The organism is Kordiimonas sp. UBA4487, from assembly GCF_002389025.1.
In the GTDB taxonomy this organism is placed as follows: Bacteria; Pseudomonadota; Alphaproteobacteria; order Sphingomonadales; family Kordiimonadaceae; genus Kordiimonas; species Kordiimonas lacus.
In genome coordinates, this window is record NZ_DGNR01000015.1 from 221,161 (window position 1) to 235,355 (window position 14,195).

Annotated in this window: 13 protein-coding genes; 10 read left to right on the forward strand and 3 right to left on the reverse strand. The window is 58.5% G+C overall.

Translation table 11 applies throughout. From position 1 onward, the window contains the following. The first annotated feature begins 35 nt into the window (after positions 1-35). The gene (locus tag B3Z17_RS17490; protein WP_068306797.1) at positions 36-737 is read left to right on the forward strand and encodes a hypothetical protein; all 702 of its coding nucleotides are present in this window, start codon (positions 36-38) and stop codon (positions 735-737) included. A 38-nt stretch (positions 738-775) separates the two neighbouring features. Here the strand turns inward: B3Z17_RS17490 and B3Z17_RS17495 are convergent, their stop codons facing one another. From B3Z17_RS17495 to B3Z17_RS17505, 3 genes are all read right to left on the reverse strand, one after another. After that, positions 776-1,654 carry an acyl-CoA thioesterase gene (locus tag B3Z17_RS17495; protein WP_068306794.1) on the reverse strand — a complete coding sequence of 293 codons (879 nt, stop codon included), beginning with the start codon at positions 1,652-1,654 and terminating at the stop codon, positions 776-778. Between the two features lie 25 nt (positions 1,655-1,679). Beyond that, positions 1,680-2,459, reverse strand: coding sequence for a class II aldolase/adducin family protein (locus B3Z17_RS17500; protein WP_286831017.1), 780 nt, complete (start codon positions 2,457-2,459; stop codon positions 1,680-1,682). 97 nt (positions 2,460-2,556) lie between these two features. After that, entirely contained in the window at positions 2,557-3,978 is a 1,422-nt protein-coding gene (locus tag B3Z17_RS17505) for an MATE family efflux transporter (protein ID WP_286831018.1), read from the reverse strand. Positions 3,979-4,207: 229 nt separating this feature from the next. On the opposite strand from B3Z17_RS17505, the gene B3Z17_RS17510 reads away from it, so the two are divergent. The 9 genes from B3Z17_RS17510 (at position 4,208) to B3Z17_RS17550 (ending at position 14,137) form a co-directional block, all read left to right on the forward strand. Beyond that, entirely contained in the window at positions 4,208-5,377 is a 1,170-nt protein-coding gene (locus tag B3Z17_RS17510; RefSeq protein ID WP_286831020.1) for an acyl-CoA dehydrogenase family protein, read from the forward strand. 14 nt (positions 5,378-5,391) lie between these two features. Further along, on the forward strand, positions 5,392-6,510 hold the full coding sequence (locus B3Z17_RS17515; RefSeq protein WP_286831022.1) for an acyl-CoA dehydrogenase family protein: 1,119 nt from the start codon (positions 5,392-5,394) through the stop codon (positions 6,508-6,510). 17 nt (positions 6,511-6,527) lie between these two features. After that, complete coding sequence (locus B3Z17_RS17520; protein WP_286831024.1) at positions 6,528-8,252, forward strand: class I adenylate-forming enzyme family protein; 1,725 nt, start codon at positions 6,528-6,530, stop codon at positions 8,250-8,252. A gap of 30 nt (positions 8,253-8,282) precedes the next feature. Continuing rightward, positions 8,283-9,521, forward strand: coding sequence for an acyl-CoA dehydrogenase family protein (locus B3Z17_RS17525; protein WP_286831025.1), 1,239 nt, complete (start codon positions 8,283-8,285; stop codon positions 9,519-9,521). A 21-nt stretch (positions 9,522-9,542) separates the two neighbouring features. Continuing rightward, positions 9,543-10,331, forward strand: a complete 789-nt coding sequence (locus tag B3Z17_RS17530) for an SDR family oxidoreductase (RefSeq protein ID WP_068306777.1) — start codon at positions 9,543-9,545, stop codon at positions 10,329-10,331. 141 nt (positions 10,332-10,472) lie between these two features. Then, on the forward strand, positions 10,473-10,937 hold the full coding sequence (locus B3Z17_RS17535) for a MaoC family dehydratase (protein ID WP_068306775.1): 465 nt from the start codon (positions 10,473-10,475) through the stop codon (positions 10,935-10,937). Between the two features lie 21 nt (positions 10,938-10,958). Beyond that, positions 10,959-11,876: an SDR family NAD(P)-dependent oxidoreductase gene (locus B3Z17_RS17540; protein ID WP_068306774.1), complete on the forward strand. Its 918-nt coding sequence runs from the start codon at positions 10,959-10,961 to the stop codon at positions 11,874-11,876. 36 nt (positions 11,877-11,912) lie between these two features. Continuing rightward, positions 11,913-13,094 (forward strand): acetyl-CoA C-acyltransferase, encoded by a 1,182-nt coding sequence (locus tag B3Z17_RS17545; protein WP_068306772.1) that lies wholly within the window; start codon positions 11,913-11,915, stop codon positions 13,092-13,094. Positions 13,095-13,162: 68 nt separating this feature from the next. Beyond that, the gene (locus tag B3Z17_RS17550; RefSeq protein WP_286831028.1) at positions 13,163-14,137 is read left to right on the forward strand and encodes an NADPH:quinone oxidoreductase family protein; all 975 of its coding nucleotides are present in this window, start codon (positions 13,163-13,165) and stop codon (positions 14,135-14,137) included. Positions 14,138-14,195: the final 58 nt, after the last annotated feature.

A 14,195-nucleotide genomic window follows, 5' to 3' on the forward strand; every position in this document is an offset into this window, starting at 1 on the left:
CGGCTTATGGACCAAGCACGGCAGAGGGGACATTTGTGGCTGAAAAACTAGCTTTCTCGCTCGCACTGGATTTGCTCTTCAATGGGCAGAATATGGACTATTGCGAGCGTCCGATCAGCCTGGACATCATCGAAGACATGGCCATGTTCAGTGACCTGCCCGGCAGGGCGCGGGTTGGTGTGATTGGCCCGGGCGGCGGACGGTTGGTGAGAACCATGGTCGAGCGCGGTTATACGGTGGATGCCTATGAGGGCAGGGTCGAATGCCGCGAGCACTTGGAACGTATGTTCGTCGGCACAAGTGCAGCCAAAATTCATCCGGCCCATCATCTGGACGACCCAATGCGGCGCGAGAAGATGAAGTTTGACGCGCTCTTCTGCATGGATGACCTGCGCGCTTTCCGCGAAGACCATGAATGGACGGCCCATGTGCAGGCCATGGTGCGCGCGGACGGTTATTTTGTCTATTCACAGGTCTCAAACAATCTGCCAGCCAAAAAGAACACGCTGGATCAGTATTTTGATCTCGTCGGCAACTATAATGTCAGCGAGGAAACTGCTGTGCAGATTCGCGACAGCTATATGGCGCTGGATACGTGGGAACCGGACGAGAAAGACAAGAAAATGGCCATCGAGACCCTCGATATGGTCAAGTCGGCCTCAGGGCTGAGGCGCAGTATCATGAGCGGCGTTGAAGTGCGCTATGTGGTCTGGCGCAAGAAATACGGGCTCAAGTAAGCCCCCAAACAAGTAACAAGCCAAAGAGGCCCTTCCGGTTAGGAAAGGGCCTCTTTTTCTTCTTGTTTGAGCCGCAGCAGGCACTCCTGTGCCGTGGAGGCCAGCAACCGGCCCGTGCGGTCATAGAGCGCACCCCGGGCGAGGCCGCGGCCCTTGCCGGTCCAGTAGCCGTCAGTTTTGTAGTAAATCCAGTCGTCCACACGGAAGTTTTCCCGGTGGAACCACATGCCGTGATCGAGGCTGGCCACAGTCTTCAGGCGCGGATCGCGCGGGATCATGGCGTGCGGCCTGAGGTTCGCTGACAGGAAAGCGAAGTCGGAGATATAGGCCATCAGGCGGGCATGCAGCGCTTGGTCACCATCAATTTTTTCCTTCAAGCGGAACCAATAGCCTGTTTCCGGGCTTTTGGGCTGCGGGTTTTCAAGGTCCATCCGGTCAATGGAGCGCATCTCGAAAGGCATGAAAGGCTTGTCCTTGGGCTGTTTGCCAAAGGCGCGCAGCACGCGGGCATAATAGGCCTCATCATCGTCCAGGTCTTCCGGCTGGGGCACATCTGGCATATCTATCTGGTGTTCAACGCCTTGTTCGCCCACATGGAAGGACGCCGCGATCGTGAAGATCGCCTCACCGTTCTGGATGGCAACGACCCGCCGGGTCACAAAACTGCGACCATCGCGGATCGGGTCCACATCATAAAGGATCGGTTGGGTGGCGATGCCCGGCCGCAGGAAGTAGCAGTGCAACGAATGCAGCTTATAGCCTTCCCCGACCGTCAGCGTTGCGGCTTCCATGGCCTGCGCAATAACATGGCCACCAAACACATGCTGGTTCGGCCACTGGTTTGGTGTGCCGCGAAACAGCAGCTTATCCAGCCGTTCAACGGCCAGTTGGTCAATAATCGGTTGAACCTTGGTCATAAAACCCCTGGTGTTAAATCAAAAGCTAGTCACGGAAGCTTGGGTCAAGCCGTTCCATTTTCCTCAGAATAGCGGGCCAGACGAAATTGTCAGCCCCGTTTGCACCGGCCACGACGCGGAGGTCCCGAAGGGCATTGTCGATCGATTCCTGGCTTGGCTTATAGATGGCAGCGCCGGTGGACTGGGTCAGGATCTGGATTTTACAGGCGCGCTCCAGGAACCACATGGCTTCAAACGCTTTTGCAACCGTGTCACCGACTGTGAGCGTGCCGTGATTCCTGAGGATCAGGGCGTTCTTGGTGCCGAAGTCTGCAACCAGACGCTCTTTTTCGCCGTCGTTTACCGCAAAGCCTTCATAGTCATGATAGGCCACCATGGCCCAGGGCACGATGCTGGTCTGGCACATGGGCAACAGTCCATCTTTCTGGTTCGATACCGCAATGCCGTAATCTGTATGCAGGTGCATCACGCAGTTGGCGTCATCGCGCGCCTCGTGGATGGCGCTGTGGATCACGAAACCGGCAGCGTTGGGGATGAAGGGTGTGTCCATCAGCTGGTTGCCGTTCAGGTCTACCTTCACAAGGCTTGAAGCCGTGATTTCCTCGAACATCAGCCCCAGCGGGTTGATCAGGAAATGGTGGTCTGTCCCCGGAATGCGCATCGACAGGTGGGTGTAGATCAAATCGTCCCAGCCCATATAGGCCATCATGCGGTAAGCGGCGGCAAGGTCCACGCGGGCCTGCCATTCTTCTGCCGATACCTGATCCTTGACGCTTCTGATGTCCAGCATGCCTGGTTTTGCCATTTTCCCCTCCTTTGATTGGGGCCGTGCCCCGACGTCTTCCAGTCATGAAACTAGGCCAATTGGGGGCCATGTCCAAAGCTTGGCTGTAAATTTGTGATTATGGCTGTTTTTCTACGGTTTCGCGGCGGCCAAAGAAGCTGCGGACCGGGCCGCGGCTGATGCCCGCCACTGACTGCAGTGCGCTTGGCGCATGGGGGTGGCGCTCCATCTCCGTCCAGTCGACCCTGCGGTACCGGCGCACCAAAAGGGCTGCCTTGATGGCATAGTCACCCACGATCACGCTATACATGGCCTCAACCGGGCCGCCCAGGGCCAGCACAGCGAACCCGACCGAAAGGCGCCCGACAATCATGCCGCAGAATGTCACAAACAGCGGGTAGCGCGTATCGCCCGCGCCCCTTAGTGCACCACCAATGGCAAATTCGATTGCCATCAGCGGCTGGATCAGCGCCAGGATCAGGATGAAGAATTCCGTGTCTGCCCGCACGACAGGGTCTGCGGACAAGATATTGGCCAGGGGTGTTTTGAAGGCGTAGGTGACGACCGCGAGCGCGCACATGCCCACCATGGCAAGGCGCATGGCGGCCCAGCCACTGGCGACGGCTGCGTCGTGCTTTTCAGCGCCGATCAACTGGCCCGAAAGTGTCGCGCTGGCGGTGCCGAAGCCCAGGCCCACCACGATGGTGATGCTGAGGATGGTGATGCCGATGCCGTAGGCGGCAAAGGCCGCGGTGCCGTAGCTGCTGATCAACATCATGAACAGAAGGAAGCTCATCTGGATCAACACCTGCTCGATCGCGGCAGGCGCCCCGATCTTGACCAGTTGCCCGATCCGGCGTTTTCTGAGCGCCCCTTGAAGGTGAGGGCGGAATACATATCGCCCGCGCAGCCAGTTGACGAGGAACCAAAGGACAATCAGGGATTGCCCAGCAGCGGTTCCCCAGGGAATGCCGGCAATGCCGACAGCAGGCGCCCCAAAAGCGCCGCGCACCAACGCATAGGATAGGATTATCGCTGCGGCCGCCCCGACCGCCATATAACGCAGCGGCCTGATCACATCGCCAATGGCCCGGAAGGCTGTGGCGATTGTCAGCATCAGGGCGAAGACGATATTGAGGAGCGCCGCCGGCTGGATATAGGCCACCGCAAGCGCGGCGGTCCTGCCGTCCAGGCTGAACATTTTCACGAGAATAGGCGCTGCAAAATAGGTGGTGATACCCAGCACGATTGAAATCATGATCGCGAGCGCGAGCGAACTGGCGGTGGAGGCCGACGTCTCATGCGTGTCATCCGCGCCCCAGGCACGGGCCACTACAGCAGTTGTGGCAACCGATAGCGCCATGGCGGCGGCCATCAATAGAAAATGCACCCGCCCTCCGGCGACAACGGCGGCGCTCATTTCCGGCCCCAGAGGCGCCACGATCCAGAGATGCGCGAAGGAGATGGAGACCATCAGGATATTGCTGACAATATTCGGCCCAGCGAGCCGCCATACAGTTTGATAGGAAAATCCAGCCATAAGCCTCATTCTTGCGCGCGCTGCCGGTCTCTAACGACAGGATAGACGGACAGTTAGATAGGATTGTTTTCAGCTTAGGCCAGCCGATCAGAAGTTTTTTTGACGTTACGGCCAGTTCGGCCAGAAACTTTCGCTCCACGCCTTGCCGTGGGGCAAAACCGCCTTACTCCTTACCCCTGAGACTTGTATTGCCGCCCGGGAAGGGGCGACGTCTGGGGAGACTGGTATAATGAGTGATCTTGAGGCATTCCGCGCCGAGACGCGGGCCTGGCTGGAAGAAAATTGCCCTGCATCGATGCGCACGCCTGCGCAAGGCGAAAAGGACATCTGCTGGGGCGGTCGTAATTTTGTGTTCCAAAGCGAAGACCAGAAGCTGTGGCTTGAGCGCATGGGCGCGCGCGGCTGGACGGTCCCGACCTGGCCAAAGGAATATGGCGGTGGCGGCCTTAGTAAAGACGAAGCCAAAATCCTGGCGGAAGAGATGAAGCGCATCAAGGCTCGCTCGCCGCTGACCAGCTTCGGTATCTGGATGCTTGGCCCGGCGCTTTTGAAGTTTGGCACACACGAGCAGAAGCTTGAGCACCTGCCGTCCATCGCGCGCGGTGAGATCCGCTGGTGTCAGGGCTATTCCGAACCCAACGCGGGGTCTGACCTTGCCGCTCTCGCCACCAAGGCTGAAGACAAGGGTGACCACTATATTATCAACGGCCAGAAAATCTGGACGTCCTATGCTGACAAGTCGGATTGGATTTTCTGCCTGATCCGCACGGATGCAACAGACAAGCATAACGGCATCAGCTTCATCCTGTTCGATATGGCGTCCGAGGGCGTGTCGACGAAGCCGATCCAGCTGATTTCCGGTTATTCGCCCTTCTGCGAAACCTTCTTTGACGATGTGAAGGCATTTAAGAAGAACCTTGTGGGCGAAGTGAACAAGGGCTGGACGGTTGCGAAATACCTGCTGACGCACGAACGCACGGGCATTTCCGAAATGGGCCTGCCGGTGCCGCTCAACCGCCTCGCGGTCGACAAGCTGGGTACCAATGACGCCGGTGAGCTGCCGGAAACCATGCTCCGCCACCAGATTGCCGAGCATGAGATTGACGCTATGGCTTTCATGTTCACCATGGAGCGCGCCAAGGACGAGGCCAAGGCCGGCAACGAGATGGGCGCTTATTCGTCCTTCCTCAAGGCTTACGGCACGGAACTCAACAAGGATCGCCACGAACTGATCGTCAAGATCAACGGCTCTGACGCGTTTGAGTGGGAAGGCCAGTTCTCGAACAACGGCGAAATCCCGCGCACCTGGCTCCGGACCAAAGCCAACTCCATTGAGGGTGGCACCACCGAAATTCAACACAACATCATTGCCAAGCGTGTGCTTGGCCTGCCGAGTTAAGGGGGAGTTTCACCATGGCAATGGTATTGAATGAAGAACAGCAGCTTCTGAAAGAATCCGCAGAGGGCTTCTTCGCAGAAAAAGCACCGATCACCCAGCTCAGGAAGCTGCGTGATGACAAGGATGAGACCGGTTATTCCGCTGACCTGTGGCAGGAAATGTCCGAGATGGGATTTGCCGGCCTGATGGTGGATGAAGACCACGGCGGCACCGGCTTCGGCTGTGTCGGCGCGGGTATTGTGGCGGAAGCCATGGGCAAAACGCTGTCGGCCTCGCCTTTTCTGGCTTCGAGCGTGGTGGGCGCATCGGTTATTGCGGCTGCTGCAAGCGAGGAACAGAAGGCAGCGCTGCTGCCTGCCATCGCATCCGGCGAGCTGATCGTGACGCTGGCGATTGACGAGACCAGCAAGCATGACCCTGAAGGAACGGCACTCAAGGCCGCTGGCGGCAAGCTGAACGGCCTCAAGACTTTCGTGCCGGACGGGCATGTGGCTGACAAGGTCATCGTGCTGGCCCGCACCTCGGGCGAGCCGGGTGACCGGGACGGCCTGAGCCTCTATCTGGTGGACAAGGGCGCATCCGGCCTGATCGTCGACCGTGTGATCTCCATGGATAGCCGTAATTGGGCCAAGCTGACCTTCGAAGGTGTCGAAGCCGCTGAGCCTCTAGGTGCTGAAGGCAAGGCCATGGATGTGCTTGAGCCCGCGCTGGACCGGTGCCGGATCATCGTGGCGGCGGAACTGCTGGGCATCGCGCAGCAGACGTTCGAGGTCACCATGGAATATATCAAGGAACGCAAGCAATTCGGCGTGCCGATTGGCTCCTTCCAGGCGCTTCAACACCGGGCCGCTGAATGGTTTGGCGAGATTGAAGTGACACGGTCAGCCGTCTTGAAGGCGCTGCAGATGGCGGACGCGGGCGGCGATATCCGCTGGTTCGCAAGTCTTGCCAAGGCGAAAGCCAGCAAAACGGCGGAGCTTGCGACCAAGGAAGCGATCCAGATGCATGGCGGCATGGGCGTGACCGATGAGTTCGACCTCGGGTTCTTCATCAAGCGCGCGCGGGTGCTTCAGCATCTGTTCGGCGATTATAATTATCACGCAGACAGGTTTGCAGCCTGCTCAGGCTATTGAGCCGGAGGGGGTAGAGAATGAGTGCATTTGATAATCTGAACCTGCCAAGCGTCGACCCATCGACGCCGTCCGATCAGGTGATTGGCATGCTGACCCGCGAGGGCATGCCGTTCGAGACGACGGAACAGGAAATTAATGGCGTAACACACACAGTGTTCGCCAACCAGCCGCCCAGCCTGCGGGAAGCCTTCATGATGTTCCTGGGGCACGGCGACAAGGAATTCTTGGTCTATGACGATGAGCGCCTGACCTTCAAGGATACCGTTGCCCGTGCTTCCATGTTTGCACAGGCGTTGGTTGACGATTTCGGCGTCAAGAAGGGCGACCGGGTCGCACTTTCCATGCGCAACTATCCGGAATGGCCGATCGCCTATATGGGAATCATCGCAGCCGGCGGTATTGCTGTGGTGATGAACGCATGGTGGACAGAAGAAGAGATCACCTGGGGCATCAAGGACAGCGGCGCCAAAGTTGCCGTGACCGACGGTGAGCGGGCGCTCAGGTTCATGACACAGGCCGATATGCAGATCATTGTCGCGCGCGATGCCGCGCCGGAAGCTGCCAATGTGACGGCCATGGCTACCACGCTTGAAGGCAAGAAGCCGTTTGTGTGGCCAACGGTGGACCTAGGGCCAGAAGATCTGGCCATGATCATGTACACCAGTGGGTCATCCGGCTTCCCGAAAGGGGCACTTTCCACACACCGGGCGGTGGTCAGCCTTTTGATGAACTGGGTGTGTATTGCCCTGTCGCTCAAGATGTTGGGGCGCCTGAACCCGGACCCGGATTTCCAGCCTGTGATGCTGGTGGCCGTGCCGTTTTTCCATATCACAGGGCTTTTGCCGGTCCTGTTTGTGTCAGCCACCATTGGGCGCAAGCTTGTGATGATGTACAAGTGGGACGTGGAAGAAGCCTTTCGCCTGATCGAGAAGGAGGGGGTGACCACCTTCACCGGTGTACCCACCATGTCTTACGAGATGGCGGCCTCGGACCTTCGCGGCAAATATGACCTCTCAACGCTCACAGACATCGGTGGTGGTGGCGCCGCGCGCCCGCCCGAGCATGTCAAACTGATCAAAAAGTCTTTCCCGAACGCCAACCCTGGTATCGGCTATGGCCTGACAGAAACCAACAGTCTGACCGCCGTGCTGTCGGCGGACGAATATGTCGACCGGCCCACCAGCACGGGTAAACCGACGCCGCCGCTGATCCATGTGCGGATCACCGACCCGGCGACCGGCAAGGAACTGCCGGCGGGTGAGCCCGGCGAAGTGTGTATCAAGAGCGTGGTCAACATCCGTGAATATTGGAATAACCCTGAAGCTACGGCGCGGGCTTTCAAGAACGGTTGGTTCCATTCCGGCGATGTCGGGTATCTGGACGACGAGGGGTATCTCTATATCGTTGACCGCCTGAAGGACATCATCATCCGCGGCGGCGAAAACATCAGTTCGCTTGAGGTTGAGGGCGTGCTGCACGCGCATGATGCAGTCGATGACGTGATGGTCTTCAGCCTGCCGGATGAACGCCTTGGCGAACTTGTAGGCGCTGTTGTGTCCGTCAACCGGGATATCAGCGAGGCTGACCTGAAGGCCGAGGTGGCCAAACACCTGGCCGCCTTCAAGGTGCCTGAGAAAATCTGGATCACGCATGAGCCACTGCCGATCATTGCCTCGGGCAAGATCGACCGCAAGGGCATCAAGGAACAATACCGCGGCCTTTGGGCGGCAGCGGCAGCATAACAATAGAGTTAAGAGAAGAAGGAATTAGTCATGTCTATGGATTTGGGGCTTAGCAAACGCGGCCAGGAACTGAGAGAAAGAGTTCGCACCTTCATCGATGAGCACGTTGTGCCAGTTGAAGATGAATATCATCACGAAGTGGGTGGTACGGGCGACCGGTTCGAATTCACGCCGCGCATGACGGAAATCCTTGAGGACCTCAAGGCCAAGGCGAAAGAGGCTGGTCTGTGGAATTTCTGGCTGACAGGCAGCAAGGAAGGCTATGGCCTGACCACTGTCGAGTATGCCTATCTGGCGGAAGAAATGGGCCGGTCTCACCTGGCAGCGGAAAGCTTCAACTGTTCCGCGCCCGACACCGGCAACATGGAAGTGATCGAGCGCTACGGCACGGATGAGCACAAGGAAAAATGGCTTAAGCCGCTCCTGGAAGGTAAAATCCGCTCGGCTTACCTGATGACGGAACCAGACGTAGCCTCGTCTGACGCCACCAACATTGCCATGACGGCCGAACTGGACGGCGACGAATATGTCCTGAACGGCGAGAAATACTGGGCGTCTGGCGCCGGTGACCCGCGCTGCGCGGTCTATGTGACCATGGTGAAAACCGCAGGCGACGAAGCGCCGCGCAAAAGCCAGCACAGCATGATCCTGGTGGAAGCCGGCATCCCTGGCATAGAAATCCTGCGCCCGATGATGGTGTTCGGCCATGATGATGCGCCGCACGGCCACATGCATATTCGCTTTACCAACGTGCGCGTGCCGAAGGAAAACCTGGTTCTCGGCGAAGGCCGTGGCTTTGAGGTTTCCCAAGGCCGCTTGGGCCCAGGCCGTATCCACCACTGCATGCGCTCCATCGGCGCGGCGGAACGCGCACTTGAATTGCTGATCAAACGCTCGTTGTCGAAGGAAGCCTTCGGCAAGACGCTTGTGAAGCTAGGTGCCAACTATGACATCATCGCCGAATGCCGGATTGAGATCGAGATGGCGCGTCTTCTCTGCCTCAAGGCTGCACACATGATGGACACCATCGGTACGCAGGCCGCACAGCCTTATATCAGCCAGATCAAGGTGGTGGCACCGCGCATGGCGCTGAAGGTGATCGACGAAAGCATGCAGATGCATGGCGGGCAGGGCATCAGCCAGGACTTCCCGCTGGCGGCTATGTGGCACGGTCAGCGGACGCTTCGTTTCGCCGACGGCCCGGATGCGGTGCACCGCATGGTGATCGCCCGGACTGAGTTGAAGAAATACCGCTCAAACAGCGTTTAAGCGGGCTTGAAGGATAAAGGCATGGAGATTTCCAACCTTTTCAGCATCGAAGGCAAAGTGGCGCTGGTGACGGGCGGAGGCTCGGGCATCGGCACCATGGCCACAGAGGCGCTCGTGCGCGCCGGATGCAAAGTCTATATTGCATCCCGGCGGCTGGAGAGCTGCGAGGCCGTTGCTGCTGAGCTGAATGCCGTCGGCCCGGGTAAGGTGATTGCGCTGCAGGCCGACCTGAAGACAGAAGAGGGCACGGCCCATCTGGCGAAGGCCATGGCGGCGCATGAGGACAAGCTGGATATTCTGGTGAACAATTCCGGGATGACATGGGGTGCCCCGTTCGAGGAGTTTCCCCGGTCCAAATGGGATGAGGTCTTTACCCTGAATGTCACGGCGGTTGCCGACCTGACGCGTCGCCTTTTGCCGATGCTCAGGAAGTCAGCAACAGCGTCAGACCCGGCCCGGATTGTTAATCTGGGCTCCGTTGTGGGTACGCGGCCTGTGTCGAACACGGCCTACAGCTATGGTGCCTCCAAGGCGGCGGTGCATCACCTGACGCGCATGCTGTCGAACGAGCTTGGCAGCGACAACATTACCGTGAACGCCATTGCACCGGGGCCTTTCCCCAGCCGCATGATGGCCCATATAACGAGTGACGAAGCGCGCCGCAAGGCGATGGAAGAAGGTGTACCTCTACGCCGCTGTGGCACGCCAGAAGACATCGCGGGCGTGCTTCTGATGCTGACGTCAAAGGCAGGCAGTTACATTACAGGTGGCATTATCCCACTGGATGGGGGTCTGTCGGCGCTGCCGTGACGAAGGACAAAACGACGCAGAAACGAATCGGATGAAGTAGACTGATTCGAATCGTAAAAAATGAGTCGGAACAGATACTTGTTCTGCATTGTTGAATCAAAGCTCCAAAGTGGAGTTTTCAAGGATTGAGAGGGGGCCGAAATGGCAGAAATGGTCGCAAAGGAAGACCTTCAGAATTACATCGGCAAGGAGACAGGTGTCTCTGACTGGATGAAAATTGATCAGGACCGCATCAATAAGTTCGCGGACGTGACAGACGATCACCAGTTCATTCATATCGACCCAGAGGCCGCCGCCAAGACACCGTTCGGCACCACCATCGCGCATGGCTTCCTGACGCTGTCGCTGCTGACGCCGCTTTCATCCGGCGCATCGCTCCGGGTGAAGGATACGGTGATGGGCATCAACTATGGCTGCGACAAGGTTCGCTTCATGAGCCCCGTGAAGGTGAACAGCGAAATCCGTGCGCGGGTCAAGCTGGCCAGTGTGGACGAAAAGCCCGGCAACCGGCTGCTGCTGAAAAACGAGATTACCATCGAGATCAAAGGCGAAGACCGCCCGGCGCTGATCGCCGAGTGGCTGACCATGATCGTGGTGGGCGAATAGATTTAGGTTAGGAGACATTTCATGAGTATCAGTTTCGAAGGCCAGGTGGCGATTGTAACCGGCGCGGGTGGCGGCCTTGGCCGGACCCACGCACTTGAGTTGGCGCGCAGGGGTGCCAAGGTGGTTGTGAATGACCTGGGCGGCGATGTGCACGGTCAGGGCGGCTCATCTGCGGCGGCTGAAGCCGTTGTGAAGGAAATCACCGATGCGGGGGGTGAAGCCATCGCCCACGGCGCCAACGTGTGTGACGCCGAGCAGGTCGCCGACATGGTGAGTAAAACCATGGACAAATGGGGCCGCATCGATGTGCTGATCAACAACGCCGGCGTGCTGCGCGACAAGACGTTCGCCAAGATGACCCTTGAGGATTTCGAATTCGTCATGAAGGTTCACGTGATGGGCTCGGTTACCTGCACCAAGGCAGTGTGGGAGATCATGCGCGAACAGGCCTATGGTCGTATCGTCATGACCACGTCGTCTTCGGGCCTCTACGGCAACTTCGGGCAATCCAACTATGGCGCGGCCAAAATGGCGCTGGTGGGCTTCATGAACACGCTGTGCCTTGAAGGCGGCAAGTATGACATCCGTGTCAACTGTCTGGCGCCGATGGCCGCCACGCGCATGACAGAAGGCCTGCTGCCGCAAGCGGCGCTAGACCTTTCGACACCTGAGTCCGTGACGGCCGGCCTGATCACCCTGTGTGACCGGGACGCACCAAACCGCACCATTCTGGCGGCGGGTGCAGGTGGTTACGCCAAGGCTGTGGTGTATGAAACCGACGGCATCTACCTGAAGCCTGAAGACCAGACGCCGGAGAATGTCCGTGCCCAGTTCGACGACTTGTCCAACCCGGAAGGCCAGCAGGAGCTGGTGCAGGGCGGACAGCAATCCATGAAGTTTATCGGAAAAGCCGCGAAAACACTCGGCGTGAAAATGTAACGCGCCTGGCGCTTAGACCAAACAAGGAGAACTCCCATGCGGGAAGCAGTAATCGTATCAACCGCCCGGACGCCGATCGGCAAAGCCTATCGCGGGGCCCTGAATGCCACTCTCGGACCAACCCTCGGCGCGCACTCAATTGCTCACGCGGTGAAGCGTGCTGGCCTTGAAGGCGGCGAAATCGAAGACGTGGTATGGGGCAGCGCCCTGACCCAAGGCTCCCAAGGGGCCAACATTGGCCGTTTGGCAGCGCTGCGCGCGGGCCTGCCGGTTACCGTATCGGGCATGACCATGGACCGTCAGTGCTCATCTGGCATGATGGCGATCGCGACGGCGGCCAAGCAGATCATTTCTGACGGCATGGACATCGCCATTGGTGGTGGCCAGGACAGCATCTCAGTGGTGCAGAACGAGCATATGAACCGCTGGCAGGCCGTGGACAAGTCGCTCGTGGAAATGCACCCACACACCTATATGCCGATGCTGCAGACGGCGGAAATTGTGGCGGAACGCTATGGTATTGGCCGTGACGCCATGGACGAATATGGCCTGCAGAGCCAGCAGCGCACGGCTGCGGCGCAACAGGCTGGCAAGTTCGACGACGAAATCGTGCCGATTTCTACCAAGATGGTGCAGGTGAACAAAGAAACCAAGGAAATGACCTTCCACGATGTGACGCTCGACAAGGACGAAGGCAACCGGCCTGAGACCACGCTTGATGGCCTGAATGGCCTCAAGACCGTGATTGAAGGCGGTACCATCACGGCAGGTAACGCCAGCCAGCTGTCTGACGGCTCGTCTGCATCCGTTCTGATGGAAGCCAAGGAAGCCGAAAAGCGCGGCCTGAACCCGCTTGGCATCTATCGCGGCATTGCGGTTGCTGGCCTTGAGCCGGATGAGATGGGCATTGGCCCTGTGTATGCCATTCCAAAGCTTCTTGAGAAGAACGGCCTGAAGATGGATGACATCGGCCTGTGGGAGCTGAATGAAGCCTTCGCTGTGCAGGTGCTTTATTGCCGTGACAAGCTGGGCATCCCGAATGAGCTTCTGAATGTCAACGGTGGTGCCATTTCCATCGGCCACCCATATGGCATGTCAGGTGCGCGCATGGTTGGTCACGCGCTGATCGAAGGCAAGCGCCGCGGTGCCAAATATGTTGTCTGCACCATGTGTGTGGGCGGCGGTATGGGCGCAGCCGGCCTCTTTGAGGTGGCATAAGCCAATATCTGATGTAATACAGGGCGGGCCTCAAGGGGCCTGCCTTTTGTTTCCGGGAGAGAGAGATTATGAAAGCGGTTCGCTGCCACGCGCTGGGCCACGCCAGCAATCTGAAAGTTGAAGAGATCGAAGATCCAACCCCAGGCAAGGGCGAGGTGCTGATCGACGTTAAAGCAGGGGGGCTGAATTTCCCTGACGTTTTGATGGTGGCGGGCAAATACCAGTTCCAGCCAGACCTGCCGTTCACGCCGGGCGGCGAGGGCGCGGGCGTCGTTGCCGAACTGGGCGAGGGTGTCACCAATGTGAAGGTCGGTGACCGGGTGATTTTCTTCAACCAGCAGGGCGCGTTTGCCGAAAAAGCCGTGGCGCCTGCCATGACTTTGGTGCCAATGCCCGACAGCATGCCCTTTGAAGTGGCTGCCGGTTTCACCATCACCTATGCCACCAGCTATCACGCGCTGAAGCAGCGCGCGGATATCCAACCGGGCGAAACGCTGCTGGTTCTGGGGGCCGCGGGCGGTGTGGGCCTCGCAACCGTTGAACTGGGCAAGGCCATGGGCGCGACCGTGATCGCGGCGGCCAGCACAGACGAAAAGCTTGAATTCTGCAAGAACGCGGGCGCTGATCACCTGATCAACTATTCCAAGGAAGAGCTGAAGGACCGGGTCAAGGAAATCACCGGCGGTAAGGGCGTGGATGTGATCTACGATCCCGTGGGCGGCGATTATACCGAAGCCGCGCTCAGGACCATGGCGCCAGGTGGGCGTCATCTGGTGATCGGTTTTGCCGCAGGTGATATCCCGCGTCCGCCGCTCAATCTATGCCTGCTTAAACAGTGCTCCATCGTTGGCGTCTTCTGGGGCAATTTCGCCCGCGCTAACCCGAAGGTGCAGATGCAGAATATGATCGATATGTTCGGCATGTTCGAAAAAGGCACCATCAAGCCGCTGGTGAACGATGTGTTTGCCCTGGACGATGTGGTGGATGCCTTCGCATGCCTTTCCGAACGTCGGGCAAAGGGCAAAGTGATCCTGAAGCCATAAGCTTATTGCATGCCTGAATGTGGAGGCCGCGGCAGTCATGTCGCGGCCTTTGTTTTTG